The sequence below is a fragment of the Paenibacillus taichungensis genome, assembly GCF_013359905.1.
In the GTDB taxonomy this organism is placed as follows: domain Bacteria; phylum Bacillota; class Bacilli; order Paenibacillales; family Paenibacillaceae; genus Paenibacillus; species Paenibacillus taichungensis.
On record NZ_JABMCC010000112.1, the window covers coordinates 306,038 to 326,742 of the forward strand.

Here is a 20,705-nt window from a genome sequence, read left to right on the forward strand (position 1 = left end):
TTGCCCATCCTACACGCTTTCCGGCCAGATTGCAAAAGGGACCTCGGGAGTAACTTCCCCTTAGTCCCGTGCAATTAACGGCTTGTTCTCCCGTCGTGTTTGGCTGTACTGTTTCGCGCGTCCATCATTAGGATTCACTCTTACGGTGAACAACTGGAATAAGCTCGTGTTCAATCGCAAGTTTCGTATTCGGGAATATCGATTGCGCTTCCTCCAGTAGTGGCTGCAACTGATCCTCATCTTTGTAACGAGAGCTGAAATGGGTCATGATCAGCTGTCCTGCACCTGCCGCTCTCGCCGCCTCAGCCGCTTGCTTCGATGTACTATGATAATACTCATGAGCCGTATCAGCCAAATCATGCAGAAACGTTGCTTCGTGTACAAGAACATCCGCATTTAGTGCAAGTGGCTGTACATTGTCACATGGGCGCGTATCGCCCAAGATGGTAATCACCATCCCTCGCTTGGGTGCACCCAACACATCTTCTGGACGAAGGAAGTCCCCATTGTCGAGGGTAATCGTTTCTCCCCGCTTCAAGCGACCAAATAGCGGCCCAGGCTTCAATCCATACTCAGCCAGTTTTGCAGGGTCCAGACTGCCTGGACGATCCTTTTCGGTAATCCGATACCCATAACTGTCGATACGATGTTCCAGCAACGCAGATTCCACAATGAAGCTCTCATCTTCGAAAAGCACTCCGCCTGTATGTTCTACAATGCTTAAATCATAGTTTAGACGTGATTGGCTCAGCTCCATGGTTGTCATGATCATTCGTTCAGTTCCTGGCGGACCATACACCGTTAGCGGTGTAGTGCCACCCTGATATGCTCTGCTGGAGAGCAGACCTGGAAGTCCAAATACATGATCTCCATGTAAATGGGTGATAAATATTTTCTCCAATTTGCTCAATTTAAGCGGAGAACTTAAAATCTGATGCTGGGTTCCTTCCCCGCAGTCAAACAACCACAATGCTCTGCGCTCATCCAACATGCGCAGCCCTATGGAAGTTACATTCCGCTGAAGCGTAGGTACACCAGCGTTAGTTCCCAGGAAATATAGTTCCATCTGGATCGCACCTCTTTCTGCTGCCAGCAAAAAGCCTCCGACAATGCGGAGGGCTTTGCCTGACCTTTTACTTTTAAGCCTTATCCACGTTAAAATACTTCGCTTGCGGATGGCTGAATACCATCGCCGATACGGATGCTTCAGGTTCCATCATGAAACCTTCAGTCAACTCCACACCAATATCCTCAGGCTGTAATAACTTGAACAGTGGCCCTTGGTCTTCCAAATCGGGACAAGCCGGATATCCGAATGATACCCTGATTCCCTGATAGCGTGCTCCATGACGCTGCTTCATGGTCATCTGTGCTGGATCTGGGAATCCCCAGATATCTCTCATCATATGATGAACTCGCTCAGCTAATCCCTCTGCTACTTCAAGCGCTACGGATTGCAGAGCATGTGAGCGAAGATAATCACCTTGCTCCTTCCAAGCTGTCGATAACTCCCGTACACCGTGCCCAGCCGTTACGACCATGAAACCAACGTAATCCATTTGTCCGGATTCCACTGGCTTCAAGAAATCGGACAGGCAGAGGTATGGTTCAACTTTTTGACGAGGAAACGTGAATGTATGCAAGATATTACTTGTATTCTCTGGGTCATAGATGATAACGCTGTTACCGCTGGACTGAGCCGGGAAGAAACGATACATCGCATGCGCCTGAATAATCCCGTCACGAACAGCTTCCTGCATAATCTCATCCACTACCGCTTTTAGGTCTGTGGCTTTCTGATCACCCGAAGCAAGCAACTGCTCTACTGAGCCACGCAAACCAAGATGGTGACCTAGCAACATCTGCATGTTCACATACGGTAATATGTGTGATAGCGGATAGTTCCGCATCACATGTCGCTCCAGATCCGGTGGAACGAGAACCGGGTTGTCTATTGCGATATCCGAACGCTCTACCCGTGTAAGCTCGGGAAGTGAGGTAACGTTTTCTGCACCAGCTGCGTCCGCCTCTTTCTCAGCGTCCATCTCCAGCTGCATCACTTCGCGAGTGCTTGGGTTCATGAGCTTGTTAGCCAAATCCAGACCGTCCATCGCATCTTTTGCATATACAACCATGCCGTTATATTCCGGGCGTATACGATTCTTGGTGAATTTGCGTGTCAATGCTGCTCCACCAACCATAATAGGTACATCAATTCCTGCTGTACGTAAGTCCTGAGCGGTAAGAATCATCTGTTGTGCCGATTTTACCAACAGACCGGATAGACCGATCGCATCGACCTTCTCTTCTCTGTATGCCTCGATAATTCGCTCTGGTGGTACTTTTATACCCAAATTAATGATCCGGTAACCGTTATTGGAAAGGATGATCTCCACCAGGTTTTTGCCGATGTCATGCACATCGCCTTTGACCGTTGCTAGAATAATCTTTCCCTTAACTGACGTCTCATTCTTCTCCATGAACTGTTCCAAATAAGCTACCGAAGCCTTCATAACTTCCGCGCTCTGAAGCACTTCTGCTACGATCAGCTCATTATTGTTAAACAGCCGTCCTACTTCTTCCATGCCCCGCATCAACGGGCCATTGATTACTTCAAGGGCTGTATATTTGGCGAGTGCCTGCTCCAGATCGGGCAGCAAACCTTCTTTGCTTCCTTCAACAACATACGATGCGAGACGTTCTTCCAACGACAGGTTCGAAATCTTTTCTTTTTTCTCAACCTTTTTGTTACGGAACGCCGCAACGAAAGCAGCCAGTGTTTCGTCATTTGTATTATATAACAGCTCTTCTGAGAGTCTTCGCTCTTCTTCCGGGATGGATGCATAACGCTCCAGCTTCTCGGTGTTAACGATGGCATAATCGAGACCTGCTTTGGTACACTCATATAAAAATACAGAGTTCAGCACTTCACGCCCAGCTTCAGGCAATCCAAATGAAATGTTACTGATCCCCAGTATTGTATGACATTCAGGCATTGCTTCTTTAATGACACGAATACCTTCGATTGTTTCTTTGGCCGAACCGATATACTGTTCATCGCCCGTCCCTACTGGAAACACCAGGGTATCAAAAATCAGGTCTTCGGCTTTTAACCCGTATTTGTTCACCAGCAAATCGTAAGACCGCTTGGCTACCTCCAGCTTGTCCTCACGACTAATGGCCTGACCGCGTTCATCAATCGTTCCGACAACGACAGCACCGCCGTATTTATGCAAGAGCGGAGTGACCAGCTCGAACTTTTCCTCGCCGTCCTCAAGGTTAATGGAGTTAATTATCGCTTTACCCTGAGAGTATTGCAGTGCAAGGTCGATGACGGCTGCATCTGTCGTATCGATCATAAGTGGCACCTTTACTTTTTTGACAACAAGTTCAAGGAATTTTTCCATGTCTTCTGCTTCTTCACGGTCCGGGTCTTGAACACAAACGTCGACAACATGTGCCCCATTTTTCACCTGAGCCCGAGCAATTTCTGAAGCTTCTTCATATTTCCCTTCAACAATAAGACGCTTGAATTTCCGTGATCCAAGTACGTTCGTACGTTCCCCAACCATATAAGGGCGATTGTCCTGTTCAACGTAGACTGGATCTATTCCTGACAACGCTGGTGGATGTGTTCCGTTCATTTCTCTGGGAGGGTACTTGGCAAGTGTATCCCGCATTGCCCGAATATGTGCAGGTGTTGTTCCACAGCAGCCACCCGCGATGTTCAACCAGCCCTGTTCGGCAAAAGCACCGATCTTCTGAGCAAGCGAATCCGGCGATTCATGGTAATTACCGTTTTCATCCGGAAGACCTGCATTTGGATAACAACTTACCGCAACTGAAGCCATGCCGGAAAGAGAGCGAATATGGTCACGCATGAATTCCGGACCTGTAGCACAGTTTAGTCCCACTGAAATTGGGTTAAGGTGTTCTAAGGATATATAAAAAGACTCAATGTTCTGACCAGCGAGGGTTGTACCCATCGGTTCGATCGTTCCTGAGATCATCAGAGGAAGCTTGATACCACTTTGCTCGAATGCCTGTTGAATTCCAATGCTACCTGCTTTTACATTGAGCGTATCTTGTGAGGTTTCGAGCAGCAGCGCATCAACGCCTCCCTCAATTAAAGCAAGCGCTTGCTCAAAATAGCTGTCAATGAGCTCTTGAAAAGTAACTCCACCTGTTACTGACAGCGTTTTGGTTGTAGGTCCCATAGCACCTACCACATAACGTGGAGACTCCGGTGTCGAAAATCGATCCGCGGCCGCTTTTGCAATTCTGGCTGCTTCGAGATTAATTTCACGTGCACGGTCCTGAATGTCATATTCAGCAAGTACAACTGATGTTGCACCAAACGTATTTGTTTCAATTAAGTCAGCACCGGCTTCCAGATATTCCTCATGAATACGCTGGATTAGCTCTGGACGTGTAAGTACAAGCATTTCATTACATCCATCCAGGTCTTCTCCGCCAAAATCTGCGCCTGTGAGATCAACTTGTTGAATCATGGTCCCCATTGCACCGTCGAGGATCAATATTCGTTGTTTTAATGCATCATGTAGGCTAAGCTTATCCAATATCGTCACCTCCGCAAAACGTTAAATCTTAGTTTAACAGAAACTAACTTAATGTGAAAGATCGGGTTTGATCAGTCCCCAGGCGGTTTTTATGAAGGTCGAAGGAATTTGTGAATCGACAAAAATAGCGGAATCCGATATAATAGCGATTAAACCAAGTGGAAAAGAGGGAAAGAACATGGCTGAAATTGTAATCCGAAATACGAACGAACGTATCACTGGAGACGAAAATGTTCGAAATTTCTTAAACAAATATGAAGTATTATTTGAAAAATGGGACGCTTCCAAATTAAACACGGATCTGCAAAACAACTTTGGACTCACCGATGAACAAAAAGAAGAAGTACTAAAAACATATGACTATGAAATCAGAGACTTGGCTGCGCGTCGCGGGTACCAAATCTGGGATGTCATTACGCTGTCTGAACAAACACCAGATATTGAAGAGAAGCTTGCCAAATTCGAAGAGATTCATACTCATGCTGAAGATGAAATCCGAGCTATTGTAGCCGGCAAAGGAATCTTTGTCATCAAAGCTACAGATGATGTAGGTTACTTTAATGTAGAATTGTCTCCTGGAGACGTTATCTCAGTACCTGAGAACACCCCACACTTCTTCACTTTGATGGAAAACAAACAAATCATTGCCGTACGTCTGTTTATTGAAAAAGATGGCTGGATCGCAGATCCTTACCCGGATCCAACGTTTATCAAACAAGCATAATAAGCAAATTCTATTATTTGCTCAACAAACCCCTGTTCAATTCGAACAGGGGTTTCTGCATATTCAGATAGTATACAACATTAGATGTTCTATATAAAATAATGTGGATATTTTGCCTTCATCTTCTCTTGTTCAACAACAACTAGTCTGAGATGAGCTTCCATAACCTCAACAGCTCGCTCGGTTTCACGTTCCGTAATAAGTCGGTATATTTCTTTATGTTGTGAAATAATAACCTCTGCATCGGAATCTTCAGACAAACGTAATAAACGAAGCCTATTAAAGGGAATATTGAGCTGCTGTAGCATTTTCCAAGTTCTCATTTTTCCTGTGCCTTGAAACAATATTTGATGAAACTCTTCATCTAGTTCAAAAAGCCGATAGAAATTATTTTTCCCTATACATACTTCCTGCATGGCGATATTGGTTTCAAGTCTAAATCTGAACTCTTCGGGAAAAGAGGCACAAGCCAGAGTGACAATTTCCTTCTCCATCTTCTCTCTCATAAACCGGCCTTCTTCAACATGCTCAAGATTAATATGGGAGACAATGGTTCCACTCTGTGGAATGATATCCAGTAATTCTTCCTCGGCAAGCTTCATGAAAGCTTCACGTACTGGTGTTCTGCTTACTTGCAATTCATCCGCAATTTCCTTCTCGGAAATCTTGGTACCAGGCTCAAGTTCAAGGTGCAGAATTCGTTCCTTTATCAGATTGTATGAATAAGCCCGGGTCGAACCTCTAATCTTTTGATTAAGTGACATTCCTTAACCTCTTCCTCTCAGCCATATTCATCCATCTTAGCACAATTTGCCGTTCCACTAAAATTCCCTAAATGAAACGGCAATGGGCAAATTTCAGTTCAGAACTATTGTTGCTTGTTTTCTTTGTACTTCTTATATGTGTCATTGGAAAGCTGCATATACTGAGGCAAGCCTTGGCTCTCCAGCTCTTTTACAAATGCATCAAACTCAGAAAGTTTACGTTCTCCCAAAATGAATTTAAGCGTATTTTGATCAGAGAAATCTTTAAGCGGTGTGCTAAGCAGTGTCACCTGTTCACGATCGATATCCGAGTAAGGAATTGGAGGCTCTGCAGGAACTACTTCTTTGATATCTTTCATGTCTTGCTGGAATTTCAATTCTTCCTCACTAAACATGGAGTGCAACAAATCCGTCGTTCCTCCATAGGCAAACACACCACCGGAGAATCCATAATCGATGCGCAAGTCCTTTGTGCCTTTTGGATTCAATCCGTTATAGTTCACATCTTCGGCCAACTTACGAACGCCATCCTGTTTGGTGAAGGTTTCGCCTTCTACACCCCATTTGGCAAATTCTTGACCTTCATCACTATAGTATAACCAGTCAATAAATTGCATGGTTGCTTTGAAATTCTCGTTGTCTTTAATTTTCCCGGAAATCATGACACCGTTTTCAAGTCTGGAGCCGGACATCAATTGACCTTTAGGGCCACCAGGAACTGTAATTTTGGCGATGGAGAAATTTCCTTCTCCCAACGTTTTATTCATGTCATTACGATGAAGCACTACCGTTTGCGAGTTACCATTAATAATAAAGGATTTTCCAGAAACAAACTTTTGAATAGCCTGGTCATCGTCCTGGGTGAAGCTTTCTTTATCCAGCAGCCCCTCCGATACAAGCTTGTTAAAGTAAGTTAACATTTCCTTGTATTCCGGCGTAGTCGAAGTATATACAAATTCATCCTGATCTTCTTTATACGTTAAACCATTGCCAAATCCCCACCCAGCTTTCGTTCCAAAACTGGTAGCAGCAATATTCAATGTACTGTTAAATTGGAAACGATCTGAGAACGGAACGGAATCTGGATAGATTTCTTTTAGCTTTTTGGCTGCATCATACAATTCATCCCATGTCTTTGGAATGGCAATGTTATTTTTCTCAAAAATATCAGTTCTCACAATAAGGGTATAGTCCGGCCAAACCTCTTCATGTAAACCTGGGAGTACATAATATTTCCCATCCTCTTGTCGAAGACCCTCAAGTTCATCCTGAAGTCCCCATTTCTCAACCTTATCTTTGAAATTTGGCATCAAATCAACATAATCACTCACTGGCAAAATTGCACCAGAGGATACAAAAGCAGATTCTTCACCCGGATAGGTTTTCGGAATAACCAGTGGGGCATCTCCAGAGCTGATCAGAAGGGATCTTTTCTGGGAATAGTCACTCATCGGAACGATGGTAGGCTCCAGCGTTACTCCGGTTTTTTCCGTGATTTTTTGGAACAGGAGCCAATCCTTTTTATACGGGTATGCTGGCTGGTCACTGTACAGAATAGATAGATTAAATGGTTCAGCCGCTTTGAAGGTCTCCCCTACACCATAGGACTCCATGGCTCCCTTGGATTCTGGTTCGACTTTGTCTCCACCAGCTCCGCTGCTACATGCTGCCAGAACGACACTCATCATTGTTGCCAATACCATCTTGCCTACCAGCTTACGTGGTCTCTGTTTCATTCAATTCTCCCCCTGCATGTGGTTTAGATTGGCCTTACAATCAAGATGTTGAACTATATTGGGCTAGGATTACTGTTTTACTGTTTAACAGATCCCAACATGATACCGGTTACAAAGTATCTTTGAACAAATGGATAAATCGTTAAAATAGGCAAAATGGTGAGTACCATCGTGACCGATTTGATGTTTGCAGAAATTTGAGTCAGATTATCCGCTGAAGCACCAGCCGAAGCACCGCCCGTTGCACCTGCAATCATGTTGCGCAAGTAGATCGTAACGGGAAACAGTTCCTTTTTGTCGAGATACAGGAAGGCAGGAAACCAGGAATTCCAATGTCCCACAGCGTAAAACAGAACCATCGTTGCCATGACCGCTTTACTCAGCGGTAGAATGATCCGCAACAAAATGCCATACGTATTCAAACCGTCAATAGCTGCCGCTTCCTCAAGCTCTTCAGGCATGTTTTCGAAAAATGATTTCATAATTAACATGTTATAAATGCTGATTGCCCCAGGCACAACCAATGCCCACATCGTGTTATTGAAGCCCAGAGAGTTAATCAGGACATAGTTAGGAATCAAGCCGCCACTGAAAAACATCGTGAATACGGCGAACATCGTCAAAAATTTTCGTCCCATTAATCTTTTCTTGGATAAGGCATAAGCGAAAATGGTCGTCATGAACATGGAAATCAAAGTACCTACAACGGTATATATAATTGTGTTTTTGTAGTTGGTCCAGAACATGCTATCACGAGAGATGGTCTTGTAGGTTTCCACATTAAATCCTCTTGGGATAATGCTTACCTTGCCTGAATTGATATAAGCCTCGCTGCTGAAAGACTGGGCCACGACATTCAGAAACGGATAGAGCGTGATGAATACCACAAGCAGCAAAAAGATGGCATTGAAAACTTTAAATACTTTGTATGATTTTGATTCCAGCATATTGCTCCTCCTTTACCACAAGCTTCGTTGTGTCAGTCTGCGTGAAATGGCATTAACCGAGAATACCAGGATCAGTCCAATAATGGATTCGAACAAACCAATGGCGGTAGCATAGCTAAAATTGCTGGACTGCAAACCTACCCGGTACAGATAAGTAGAAATCACGTCAGATGTCTCGTAGATCAGCGGATTGTAAAGGAGCAAGATTTTCTCAAATCCAACCGCAAGGAAATTACCCATGTTCAAAATCAGCAATGTAACGATCGTTGGCAAAATGCCTGGTATGGTTATATGGAGCGTTTGCTTCCAACGGTTCGCACCATCGATCCGAGCAGCCTCATACAAAGAATCATCAATTGTTGTTAATGCAGCCAAATATAGAATGGCTCCCCACCCCATACCTTGCCAAACCTCAGAGGTGATATAGATTGTTCTGAACCATTCCGCACGTTGCATGAAAGGAATGCTGTCTCCAGTAAAGAATGATACCATTCCGTTAATAGAGCCATTAACTGCCGTTAATTGCAGAATCATTCCGGCAACGATAACGATGGACAAGAAGTGCGGAAGATACGATGCGGTCTGCACAAACTTTTTGAAACGTTTGCTTTTCACCTCATTCAGCAGCAATGCAAAAATGATCGGAACTGGGAAGGTGAAAAGTAACGCAAGTCCACCGAGCATAAGTGTGTTCCCAAATACTTTCCAAAAGGTTGGGTCTTGAATGAACATCTGAAAATACCTGAATCCAACCCACGTCTCTCCAAAAATACTGCCTCCCGGTACAAATCGTCTAAATGCGATTACGTTACCGAGCATGGGCCCATATTTGAAAATAATAAGATAGATAATTGGAAGAATTAACAGTGAGTACAGCTGCCAATCTTTGCGAAGCAGAGCTGTAATAGTTCTCAACCTGCTTTCTTTACGTAAAGATGTCATCGTTAGCGTGGTTTTAGCGGTTTCCGACTCCATATGTTATTTCACTCCGATCCTTAGCTTAATAAAATAAAAGCGTTTTCGATCAATGCTTATCATCTCTTCTTTTTGTAGAAGACAAGTAATCAGATGCACTTCACCCCCACCTGCAGAATAAACCAAACCAATGTAAGCGATATCAATTTTGAAAATCACTAGAGGCACATTTCGGTCAAGATGCTTCCCCTTATTTTCTTACTAACCACTTCATGTTGCCTTTCCAGAACTAGATAGTTTACTTCGATTATGTAAAGCGCTTACAAACGATGTGAAAATTATAGCGAATAACTCCCGCTTCCACTTCATTCAAGTAAGTCAACAGATATTCGCTGTATTCATTCGCATACTAGTCATACTAGTATGTTAGTTATATTCTAAATCAGTAGTTCTATAATTTCAATAACTTTTAGTAAAAAAAATTATATTTTGTTATTATGGTATAGTTCAAACTGTCCCAAAACAAAAAAACATTGTTAGGTTTTATGGATAAAATACATCTCACAAAACCTAACAATGTTTGAGTAGTGCACTAAAAATACGATTTATGATGCACTTATTGAGAATTCAGCAATGATTCGTTCCAATTCGGATAAATGCTTGATTTGATGGTCAGGCACATACGATTCGATGTTCTCTTTATTCTCGCGGTTAATCCAAACAGATTGAATACCTGCAGACAACGCTCCACGGATATCAGTTGTAAGCTTATCTCCAACCATCATACTTTCCTCAGGTTGAACTCCCAGCTTACTCAATGCGTGTTCGAAGATCGAAGGATCAGGTTTTCCTTTACCGAACGTACCCGAGATAATAATTTCATCGAATAAAGGAGCCAATTCAGGAACGCCATCAAGTTTCTCTTGTTGTAAAGCAGGACAGCCGTTGGTTAAAAGCAAAAGCTTAAACTTCCCTTGCAGATGACTCAATGTTTCCATCGTTTCTTCATAGACATGGGGTCTTGATCTCCGCTCAGCCCCAAATTGTGAGGCAAGTCGTTCCGCCAGATCTTCACGATCAACACCCAATTTTAACAAGCCGCGACGCCATGACTCTTTACGATATGCGGGTGCAAGTTGCTCCAACTGGCGAAACTCCGGCTGATCGCCACCTGTGAAGTTAGCCCAAAGACCTTCAAACGGGTTAATCCCAATCATTTTGGTAAACGAAAAAGTTTCATAAGATTCATACAGATTACGTGCCTCATTACGAACAGCCTCTTCAAGGTCTTCGGGTTTAATACCCGTCTCTTGAGCTGCAATCAGGCAAGTCTCATGGAAGGCTTCTCGAACACTGCGCTCATCCCACAGTAAAGTATCATCTAGGTCGAACAAAATCGCTTTTAACGCCATTTCGGTCATCTTCCCCTTTATGCAATAATTACTTTTTCTCGTATGTTTCCACGGTGATCTGATGTGCTTTGGCGAATTTCAGAAGACGTTCAGTGATTGCATCGGTATCATAACGATTAAGTAGTTTGGTAAATACCCATCTCTTACCTCGTGCATTATGCTCAATTACAACCGTACCTGGCTCAATTCTGAATTTCACGATATCGTCGACTCCAATTGAACGCTCGCGGTTCCCTTTTGTCGTCAAAATCCGATTACTTCCTATTTTGACATAAGGGCGACGGAGCATGAAGATGACTGCCAAAAATACGTACAGCAACATAGTCACCCAGTCCCAAGTGGTCATCGGAGCTTTGACAAGAAATGTACTCATAAAGAGGTACAGGAATGCTAGTCCGATCAGAAAAATAGGAAACAGAAGGCTGCGTCCTTTAAATACGTCCTCACCTGGTGTACCGGAAACCGGCTTACCGCTTTTTTTGCGTTGCTGATTCAACTGCTTAGAATTTTTCCGAACCGTTCTCTCGAACGAACGCGACATGAGAATCCCCCTTAGATGTTCTTTGTATCGGCTTACATAACTGCAAACCAACATTTCCCCCTATAATTTGCAACCTCTAGATAACAGGAAGAAACCTAAATATCATATTGATATCATTAGGTTTCCTTAATGTTTGAGTTTGCCTTGGTGGCCCTGATCGTTCTCATCATCTACAATTTCAATCGAATCCAGTTGCTGTCTGAAATTGCTTCGAATGTTATTCAAATAGATTTCTCTAAGCTTGGCACGCTCTGCGAGCTCTTCCTCTGTCAGTCCAGTGGATTTTTGCTTACGGGCCAATTCATTAATACGTGCTACCAGACTATCTATATCCAAGCTTGTCCCCTCCAAAAATACAAAGTCTTATTAACTTTGACATGATAAGGGCAGCTTGTCAAGCTGACATGCATTAGTGCGTGTGGATATGCAGTCTTATTCTGTGAATTGAGGCAGTATTAAAACTTGCCCCACTTGTATTGAAGTTGACTGAAGTTGATTCACTTTCTTAATTGCTTCTATATATACACGTGTATCCATTGTTTCAGGTTTGTGATCTAATGATATACTCCATAGTGTATCTCCTTGTGAAACTGCCATCTTCCCTCCAGGCAATAAATCTTTCTCATTGCCAGCGAACACAGTGAGTACTGTACTGCATCCAACCAGTATAATTAAGCTCACGATTATTAATTTCAAGACCCAAGTTGGGACATTACCTTTTGCAAAAACCTTCTTAAAATTCCTTATGTTAGTTTCAACCACTTCTGAACGCACCGGTTCGTAAATGCTTTGATAAGTAGAATATCTCATTAAATATCGACCTCCAAACGTTTGTTCCTATCCGTTGAAATCAATATAACACGAACACTTGTTTTGTACAATAACTTTTTAGAACAATTGTTCGCTTTTTTTTGTTGCATCCTACATTCCAATATCTTTCTTCTATTGAAAAGGGACCTGTCATTTGCAGTATTTGATTAGACCAAAAGAAAATTTTCATCTTAATTCGCAAAAAAACATTGATTTTATGGCATTTTATTTAGAACTTATGTTTGTACGAACGGAGGTTCTATGTTATAATTTTCCCAAACGTTACTAAAATGGGGTTGATACGGTATGTCGAAGATATCCAGCAGGCAACAGGCTATTCTGGAGTTTATACGCAATGAAGTCCGGTTGAAGGGGTATCCTCCTTCCGTACGCGAAATTGGTGAAGCCGTTGGATTGGCTTCCAGCTCTACAGTACATGGACATCTGGATCGTTTGGAGAAGAAAGGTCTGATTAGACGTGACCCAACCAAACCAAGAGCCATTGAACTTCTCAGCCAGGAAGAGTCAGAGCATTCACATCAGTTTGCTCACAGCGTTGCTCGCATTCCTGTCGTGGGTAAAGTTACTGCAGGGGTTCCGATCACAGCAACAGAAAATATCGAAGATTACTTCCCTCTTCCCACGCATTATGTAGGCGAACAGAAAGTATTCATGCTTTCTGTCGTAGGAGACAGTATGGTAGAAGCAGGCATTGTTAACGGAGACTATGTTATCGTACGTCAGCAGCAAACTGCAGATAACGGCGATATCGTAGTAGCCATGACTGAAGACGATGAAGCAACGGTAAAAACGTTCTACAAAGAGAAAGATCATATTCGTCTTCAACCGGAAAATTCGACTTTTGAACCGTTGCGTTTGAAACACGTTAGCATCCTGGGCAAAGTCATCGGCCTTTTCCGTGATATTCATTAATATGTATTCTAGTTGTACAGAAGTCTCACAATAAGAAAAAAGAGGTTGTCCCGTTGAACGGGACAACCTCTTTTTTCTTATACAATATATATTGTTCTACGTTAGTCGATTATTCGCTTAAGAATGCTTTTATGATGAGAGAACACATCAAAACTCTGTTGACCATGGTAAGAACCCATGCCACTTTCCCCTACGCCGCCAAACGGGAGATAATGTGATGTCATATGAGACAAGGTATCATTAATACAACCACCACCAAAAGAAACTTGATTCAGAACCTGATTCTGCAGATCTTCATCCTGAGTGAAGATATATAATGCCAGTGGTTTTGGACGACGAACAATCTCATCTAGCATGGGATCGAGGTCGGTATACTTAAATACAGGAAGAATTGGACCAAAGATCTCTTCTTGCATCACTGGGGATTTCCAATCCAATTCCCCCAGTACTGTTGGTTCAATGAGCAGCTGATCACGTTCAGAACGCCCACCGATCATTGCCTTGCCATCTTGGAGCAAAACGGATAAACGATCAAAGTTACGTGCATTGACAATGTGCGGAAAATCAGCATTTTTCATCACGTCATCTCCAAATTTATCCTGAATTTCTGCAGCGATCAATTCAAGTAATTTGTCATGTACGTGCTCGTGTACAAGCAAATAATCCGGAGCAACACAGGTTTGCCCAGCATTCAGGAATTTACCGCGGACAATGCGCTGAGCCGCCAGCTTCAAATCCGCATCCTGATGAACAATGACCGGACTTTTACCGCCTAGTTCTAACGTAACTGGAGTCAAATGCTCAGCAGCTGCCTTCATAACAATACGACCAACACCTGTACTGCCTGTAAAGAAAATATAATCAAACTTTTCTTTCAACAATGCCGTACTCGTCTCAACTTCCCCTTCCATAACTGCCATGTACTCACTAGGAAATATCTCATGGATCAAATCATAAGTTAGACGTGACACGGCTGGGGTTAATTCTGACGGTTTTATAATGGCACAGTTACCCGCAGCAATGGCTCCAATTAGAGGGCCGAAAGCCAGTTGGAACGGATAGTTCCATGGTGCAATAATAAGAGCAACTCCATAAGGTTCAGGATAAATGAAGCTTGTGCCATCGGGTATAGCAGAATTTGTAGGTACAGGTTTTGGTGTAGCCCATTCCTCCAAATGTTCCAATGCAAAATCCAGTTCACCCAACACGATCCGAATCTCAGAGCCATAAGCCTCTGTTTCAGATTTATTTAGATCCGCACGAAGTGCGTCAAGAATACGTTGCTGATACTTCTCAATTCCCTGTCTCAATTGCTGAAGAGCACGAATACGGTACTCAATAGACTTCGTTTGTCCTGTATAAAAAAATGTCCGCTGTGCGGCAACCAGTTGCTTCTCTTGCTCCATATTAACATCTCCAATTAATTGTTCAAAATTTAATTTCTAAAAACATAAATGAATTATAACGCAATTATATGAAACTATCAACATATAGATACTGTAAATACAGAGCAAACAATCTAAACATACTCTCGCTTCAACGATATGATCATATCTTAATTAACCATTCTATTTCTTATTGACTACGTAAAAAGCCTCAACACTAATATGCCAATATTTTATGCTACGAATGCCAGCTTCCTCTTTACATTTTTATTCCCGTCCCCGTTTTAGTCAAACATGATGTATCCATCCTTCCAAATGATGGGCACGTGTTCTGTCTATATTTTCTCTCACTGAATTTTTTCTTCATTATATACACTTTGAGGGAGGATCCACACTGACATCTCTTTATTAGAATAGGATTGACAATAAAGGAGGTCATTGTTATAATCGCCCTCATATCTTAAGGAAGGATGATTCAGATGATTCGTCGTCTAAAAAAACTAAAGAATGTGGCTACCGCATCACGCTTCTAAGTTACTCAGAAATAAAACTTAGAAGCGAGGAAACTAAAATGAATATAAACCAATTTAATCACTGGTCTGAAATTAAGTATTTAAAGGATATTGTAACCAATCCATTAATCGAAGTCGGCGATTACTCTTATTACTCCGGTTATTATGATAACAATTCATCTTTTGAAGACGGATGCGTGAGATATTTATGGGGAGATGACAAATCCAGGAGCTTATTCAACCCCATTGAGGACTTTGGATGGCAAATAGATCGATTGATTATTGGTAATTATGTATGTATCGCAGCCGGTGTTGTTATTCTTATGGGAGGAAATAACAATCATCATGCGGAGTGGATCACTGTTTATCCGTTCGCTGATCAAATTAGCCATTCCTTCTCACCCAAGGGAGATACCATTATAGAAAGCGATGCATGGATCGGCATGAATGCAATGATTATGCCTGGTGTTACCATTGGTGAAGGTGCGATTGTTGCAGCAGGCTCAGTTGTAACAAAAGATGTCGCCCCTTACACGATAGTTGGTGGCAATCCTGCAAAAGAAGTTAGGAAGCGTTTCTCAGAAGAAGAAATCATGAAGTTAAAAGAAATGCGCTGGTTTGATTGGAAAAGAGAATCAATTGAAGCAGTCACTCACTTACTTTCTAGTTCTTCAATTAACGAGTTATATGAGCACTACTTATCAGAAATTAAGGACTGAGTTCCTATAGATATAAAGCTAGGTAGAATATTATTCTACCTAGCTTTTTTATATCTCCCGCCAAAAAAAAGAAAAACCCCTCAGCGCTAGAGCGCCAAGGGATTCAGCTATTAGTACAACGTGATATATTGATCGCGTTCCCATTGGTGGACTTGTGTACGGTACATGTCCCACTCAATTTCTTTCAGCTCGTAGAAGTGAGCCAGGGCGTGGTCGCCGAGAGCATCACAGATAACTTCGCTGCGGATCAATTCGTTCAATGCTTCTTTCAGGTCAGCCGGCAAGCTTGGAATGCCTTCTTCCACACGCTCTTCTTCTGACATGATGTAGATGTTACGGTCAATCGGAGCTGGTAAGGAAAGCTCACGTTTGATTCCATCCAGACCTGCTTTCAATAAAACAGCCAATGCCAAGTATGGGTTAGCAGCTGGATCCGGATTACGAACCTCAACACGTGTACTCAGACCACGGGAAGCTGGAATACGGATCATTGGGCTACGGTTACTGGCGGACCATGCTACATAACAAGGGGCTTCATAACCTGGTACAAGACGTTTGTATGAGTTCACAGTTGGGTTAGTAATTGCTGCAAACGCACGCGCATGCTTCAAAGTTCCAGCCATGAAGTGACGTGCAGTTTTGCTCAGACCCAGCTCGTCAGACTCGTCTACGAATGCGTTCACTTTGCCTTGGAACAAGGATTGGTTACAGTGCATACCAGAACCGTTCATACCAAACAGCGGTTTCGGCATAAAGGTAGCATGTAGACCATGTTGACGTGCAATCGTTTTAACAACGAGTTTGAACGTTTGAATCTGGTCTGCTGCTTTTAGAGCATCAGCATATTTAAAGTCGATCTCATGCTGACCTGGAGCTACCTCATGGTGGGAAGCTTCGATCTCAAAGCCCATTTCTTCAAGTGTGATAACGATGTCACGACGACAGTTTTCACCAAGATCCGTAGGCGCAAGGTCGAAATATCCACCTTGGTCATTCAGTTCGTTAGTCGGGTTTCCTTTTTCGTCTGTTTTGAACAAGAAGAACTCTGGTTCAGGACCGACGTTGAAGGAAGTGAATCCCATTTCTTCGGCTTCTTTCAGGTTTCGTTTCAAGATGCCACGCGGATCTCCTGGAAACGGATTACCATCCGGAAGATATACGTCGCAAATCAGTCGAGCAACACGGTTCTCGGCTACCCAAGGGAAAATGAGCCAAGAATCAAGATCAGGATAGAGGTACATATCAGATTCTTCGATACGCACGTAACCTTCAATGGAAGAACCATCAAACATCATTTTATTGTCCAGAGCCTTGGTTAGTTGGCTCACAGGAATTTCAACGTTTTTGATTGATCCAAGCAGATCGGTAAATTGCAAACGAATGAATCGTACATTTTCTTCTTTTGAGATGCGTAGTATGTCTTCTTTAGTAAAACTCACGATACCCTCTCCCTTTCTTCTCTGCGTATTTGGCTTGCCTGTTATATTTGTACATTAGAATATTGCACGGGTCAAGGAGTTCTCCTACCCAAAAGCAGGATTTCCCCTGACCTACGAGGTTATACGAACTTATTTTTTATTAAAGAATCGGGAAAGCTCTCCCTGGATGAGAGATACTTGTCCAGGTCTCTTACCTGACACCAGTTGTTGTTTAAGCAGACGATGCAGTTGGGAGTCCGACAGCTCTCTGCGTTTTACTTCCGTATCGGCTGTAATAACCGTTGCTTCTTCTGACTCTTTGGATACAGGATTCATCACTTGTTTAATGCCCGCGATGTTAACTCCTTTTTCAATCAGAGCCTTGATTTCCAGCAATCGTTCTACGTCATTAAAAGAGAACAAACGCTGATTACCTGACGTTCTCGCAGGAACAATCAAACTGTGCTGCTCATAATAACGAATCTGACGCGCGGACAGATCCGTAAGTTTCATTACAATACCTATCGGGAATAAGGCCATATTTCTGCGAATTTCGTCACCCATCATTCATCAACCTTCCAGTCATCTATTCTTCACTCTATTGTACATTTAGTTATTACTAAGTGTCAATGATGTGTTAGATAAACTCACAATAATTTACGTTCTTTCATCGTTTGTAATGCCATCAAAACGCCATATTTAACATGAGAGTATGTTAAACCACCCTGCATATAGCCAATATAAGGCTCACGGATAGGCGCATCTGCAGATAATTCAAGGCTTCCACCCTGTATAAACGTACCTGCCGCCATGATGACAGGATGCTCGTAACCCGGCATATCCCACGGTTCAGGAACAACATGGCTATCTACCGCAGCAGCCCGCTGTATTCCTTGTACAAAGGCAATTAAATGTTCGGCCGAACTGAATTGAACAGCCTGAATCAGATCTGTACGTATCTCGTTCCATGCCGGTTTGGTTACAAATCCAGATGCAGCAAACATCGCCGCAGCGAATGTGCTGCCTTTAATGGCCTGTCCCACAATTGTCGGAGCCATGTAAAGTCCTTGGTAGATGCCACGAGTTGTTCCCAACATCGCGCCAACTTCACCGCCAATTCCAGGAGCAGTCAAACGATAGGCAGCCAATTGTACGTACTTTTCCTTCCCGCATATGTATCCACCGGTTTCCGCCAGACCTCCACCGGGATTTTTAATCAGTGAACCTGCCATCAGATCTACCCCGATTTCAGTTGGTTCACGTTCCTCCGTGAATTCACCATAACAGTTATCCACAAATACGATGAGATCTTCCTTGATCGCCTTTACACGTGCAACCATTTCAGCGATTTCTTCAATACAGAAGGAAGATCTCCAATCATATCCTCTGGAGCGTTGAATACCAATGACTTTTGTCGCTGCATTGATACTTTTCTCTACTGCCGTCCAATCTACTCCTCCATCTTCTAACAGAGCCGTCTCTCGATAGCCAATGCCGAAATCCCGTAACGATCCTGTCCCATCACCAGGCTTGCCAATTACCTTATGCAATGTGTCATAGGGCTTACCCGTAATGTACAATAACTCGTCACCTGGACGGAGCACACCGAACAAAGCTGTAGCAATTGTATGGGTACCAGACGCAAAATGGGGACGCACCAGTGCCGCCTCTGCACCAAACACATCGGCATATACTTCATCAAGCACCTCACGCCCCCGATCGTTATACGCGTAACCCGTTGAACCCGCAAAGTGAAAATCGCTGACTTTTCTACGTTGAAAAGCATTGATTACTTTCCATTGGTTATGATCGGTGATCCGGTCAATCTGTTGCAATTGCCCCGCAATCTGATTTTCAACTTGTCGTTGAAGTTCAATAATCTCTGAATCAAAGCTTGCCATCTTACTTCATTCCCCTTCATACACGAATCTGACGTCAAACATCAATTATCGTGTCAACTTATCATACAAATATGTCATCGATGTTACAGTTGTATGAAATCTTCAAGTAAATAACCGAATTTCTCATATTCGCCTTTTTGCAGTTCCACTTCATAAATTACATCATTATCTTCAAATGTGGTCTCAACAACATCACCAATTTTATAAAGTACAGATGTAAGATCCCCACGCTCAGCCGGAATACGGAAGCGTTTCGTGTCACCAGTCAATTCAGCCTGGATAAGCTCCCGAATTTTCTGCAAGTCATCGGCATCCAGAGCGCTCACTTTGATATGCTCTTTATCCAAAGGAAGCATTTCAAGTTGCTCCGGTGTACAAGCATCCTTTTTGTTATACAATACCAATTGAGGCTTGTCCCCTGAACCCAGTTGCTGCAAAATGGTGTGTACCGTTTTCATCTGATCTTCACGCATTGCAGACGATGCATCGACCACATGTAATATAAGGTCCGCTTCATTCACTTCCTCCAGCGTTGCACGGAAAGCCGCAATCAGATCATGAGGAAGGTTTTGTATAAACCCAACCGTATCAGTGAGTACGATTTCTTTACCACTTGGCAGTTCCATCGTCCGAGAGGTTGGATCCAGTGTGGCAAACAGCTGGTCTTGAATATACACATCTGCCGCCGTTAATTGTTTAAGCAAGGTGGATTTACCCGCATTCGTATAACCTACAAGGGCTACCTGAACGATCCCTGTCTTTTTGCGACGCTCCCGGTGCAGCTTGCGATGACGTGTCACTTCTTCCAAATGACGCTTCAAGTCATCTATGCGGCCACGAATATGTCGACGATCCGTCTCCAGTTTACTTTCACCTGGACCCCGCGTTCCAATTCCGCCACCAAGTCTGGACAAATTCTTCCCATGACCCGACAAACGTGGTAACAAATAGCTCAACTGAGCCAATTCAACCTGTATAATACCTTCTCTCGTGTTGGCGCGCTGCGCAAAAATATCCAAAATCAGCTGGGTGCGATCAATAATTTTGAGATCCAACGCTTCTTCCAGGTTACGCACCTGAGCACCGGACAGCTCCTGGTCAAAAATAGCTGTTGTTGCTCCCATTTCCTCAGCCACTGCACGAAGTTCTTCCACTTTCCCCTTACCAATGAACCATTTGGTGTCCCGGGTTTTCAGGTTCTGTGACAATACACTCAGCACTTCTACGCCTGCCGTCTCCGCGAGTTTTACCAACTCCTCAAGGGAGTACTCCGGGTTAATACCTGAACGTTTGACCTCATCGGTAACCAGACTCACCAATACGGCGCGATCCTTCTTTACCATATCTGTATCATGTGTGCCATTTGTCATCGTGTATATTCACTCCTTCTATTACGTTTCCGCATATA

18 protein-coding genes are annotated in these 20,705 nt (G+C 43.2%); 3 read left to right on the plus strand and 15 right to left on the minus strand.

All coding sequences use genetic code 11. From position 1 onward, the window contains the following. Window positions 1-127 precede the first annotated feature (127 nt). Complete coding sequence (gene rnz, locus HP548_RS17455) at window positions 128-1,066, minus strand: ribonuclease Z (RefSeq protein ID WP_076289348.1); 939 nt, start codon at window positions 1,064-1,066, stop codon at window positions 128-130. 73 nt (window positions 1,067-1,139) lie between these two features. Continuing rightward, window positions 1,140-4,580, minus strand: coding sequence for a methionine synthase (gene metH, locus HP548_RS17460; protein WP_175382374.1), 3,441 nt, complete (start codon window positions 4,578-4,580; stop codon window positions 1,140-1,142). A 178-nt stretch (window positions 4,581-4,758) separates the two neighbouring features. Here metH and HP548_RS17465 point away from each other — a divergent pair, with 178 nt between their 5' ends. Beyond that, window positions 4,759-5,304: a cupin domain-containing protein gene (locus tag HP548_RS17465; RefSeq protein ID WP_163760002.1), complete on the plus strand. Its 546-nt coding sequence runs from the start codon at window positions 4,759-4,761 to the stop codon at window positions 5,302-5,304. Between the two features lie 89 nt (window positions 5,305-5,393). Here HP548_RS17465 and HP548_RS17470 read toward each other — a convergent pair whose 3' ends face one another. From HP548_RS17470 to HP548_RS17505, 8 genes are all read right to left on the minus strand, one after another. Then, complete coding sequence (locus tag HP548_RS17470; RefSeq protein WP_076289099.1) at window positions 5,394-6,068, minus strand: GntR family transcriptional regulator; 675 nt, start codon at window positions 6,066-6,068, stop codon at window positions 5,394-5,396. A gap of 104 nt (window positions 6,069-6,172) precedes the next feature. After that, window positions 6,173-7,804, minus strand: coding sequence for an ABC transporter substrate-binding protein (locus HP548_RS17475; RefSeq protein ID WP_175382375.1), 1,632 nt, complete (start codon window positions 7,802-7,804; stop codon window positions 6,173-6,175). A gap of 77 nt (window positions 7,805-7,881) precedes the next feature. Then, window positions 7,882-8,751 (minus strand): carbohydrate ABC transporter permease, encoded by an 870-nt coding sequence (locus HP548_RS17480; protein WP_024630394.1) that lies wholly within the window; start codon window positions 8,749-8,751, stop codon window positions 7,882-7,884. Between the two features lie 12 nt (window positions 8,752-8,763). Beyond that, window positions 8,764-9,726, minus strand: a complete 963-nt coding sequence (locus HP548_RS17485; protein WP_076289097.1) for an ABC transporter permease — start codon at window positions 9,724-9,726, stop codon at window positions 8,764-8,766. A 545-nt stretch (window positions 9,727-10,271) separates the two neighbouring features. Then, window positions 10,272-11,078 carry an HAD family hydrolase gene (locus HP548_RS17490; RefSeq protein ID WP_175382376.1) on the minus strand — a complete coding sequence of 269 codons (807 nt, stop codon included), beginning with the start codon at window positions 11,076-11,078 and terminating at the stop codon, window positions 10,272-10,274. 28 nt (window positions 11,079-11,106) lie between these two features. Continuing rightward, window positions 11,107-11,619, minus strand: a complete 513-nt coding sequence (locus tag HP548_RS17495; protein ID WP_163759892.1) for a vitamin K epoxide reductase family protein — start codon at window positions 11,617-11,619, stop codon at window positions 11,107-11,109. 126 nt (window positions 11,620-11,745) lie between these two features. Then, window positions 11,746-11,955, minus strand: a complete 210-nt coding sequence (locus tag HP548_RS17500; protein WP_062325454.1) for a DUF896 domain-containing protein — start codon at window positions 11,953-11,955, stop codon at window positions 11,746-11,748. A gap of 96 nt (window positions 11,956-12,051) precedes the next feature. Then, window positions 12,052-12,429 (minus strand): LysM peptidoglycan-binding domain-containing protein, encoded by a 378-nt coding sequence (locus HP548_RS17505; protein WP_099856330.1) that lies wholly within the window; start codon window positions 12,427-12,429, stop codon window positions 12,052-12,054. Between the two features lie 306 nt (window positions 12,430-12,735). Between HP548_RS17505 and lexA the strand changes: the two genes are divergently transcribed. After that, on the plus strand, window positions 12,736-13,362 hold the full coding sequence (gene lexA, locus HP548_RS17510; protein ID WP_024630400.1) for a transcriptional repressor LexA: 627 nt from the start codon (window positions 12,736-12,738) through the stop codon (window positions 13,360-13,362). A gap of 101 nt (window positions 13,363-13,463) precedes the next feature. Here lexA and HP548_RS17515 read toward each other — a convergent pair whose 3' ends face one another. Next, window positions 13,464-14,768, minus strand: a complete 1,305-nt coding sequence (locus HP548_RS17515; protein WP_175382377.1) for an aldehyde dehydrogenase — start codon at window positions 14,766-14,768, stop codon at window positions 13,464-13,466. Between the two features lie 550 nt (window positions 14,769-15,318). On the opposite strand from HP548_RS17515, the gene HP548_RS17520 reads away from it, so the two are divergent. Beyond that, window positions 15,319-15,978 carry a CatB-related O-acetyltransferase gene (locus HP548_RS17520; protein ID WP_163759881.1) on the plus strand — a complete coding sequence of 220 codons (660 nt, stop codon included), beginning with the start codon at window positions 15,319-15,321 and terminating at the stop codon, window positions 15,976-15,978. Window positions 15,979-16,088: 110 nt separating this feature from the next. Here the strand turns inward: HP548_RS17520 and glnA are convergent, their stop codons facing one another. From glnA to hflX, 4 genes are all read right to left on the minus strand, one after another. Beyond that, window positions 16,089-17,417 carry a type I glutamate--ammonia ligase gene (gene glnA, locus HP548_RS17525; protein ID WP_076289091.1) on the minus strand — a complete coding sequence of 443 codons (1,329 nt, stop codon included), beginning with the start codon at window positions 17,415-17,417 and terminating at the stop codon, window positions 16,089-16,091. A 129-nt stretch (window positions 17,418-17,546) separates the two neighbouring features. Continuing rightward, the gene (locus HP548_RS17530) at window positions 17,547-17,960 is read right to left on the minus strand and encodes a MerR family transcriptional regulator (protein WP_063563200.1); all 414 of its coding nucleotides are present in this window, start codon (window positions 17,958-17,960) and stop codon (window positions 17,547-17,549) included. Window positions 17,961-18,043: 83 nt separating this feature from the next. Next, the gene (locus HP548_RS17535) at window positions 18,044-19,297 is read right to left on the minus strand and encodes a methionine gamma-lyase family protein (RefSeq protein ID WP_175382378.1); all 1,254 of its coding nucleotides are present in this window, start codon (window positions 19,295-19,297) and stop codon (window positions 18,044-18,046) included. A gap of 83 nt (window positions 19,298-19,380) precedes the next feature. Then, window positions 19,381-20,667 carry a GTPase HflX gene (hflX, locus tag HP548_RS17540; protein WP_076289089.1) on the minus strand — a complete coding sequence of 429 codons (1,287 nt, stop codon included), beginning with the start codon at window positions 20,665-20,667 and terminating at the stop codon, window positions 19,381-19,383. Window positions 20,668-20,705: the final 38 nt, after the last annotated feature.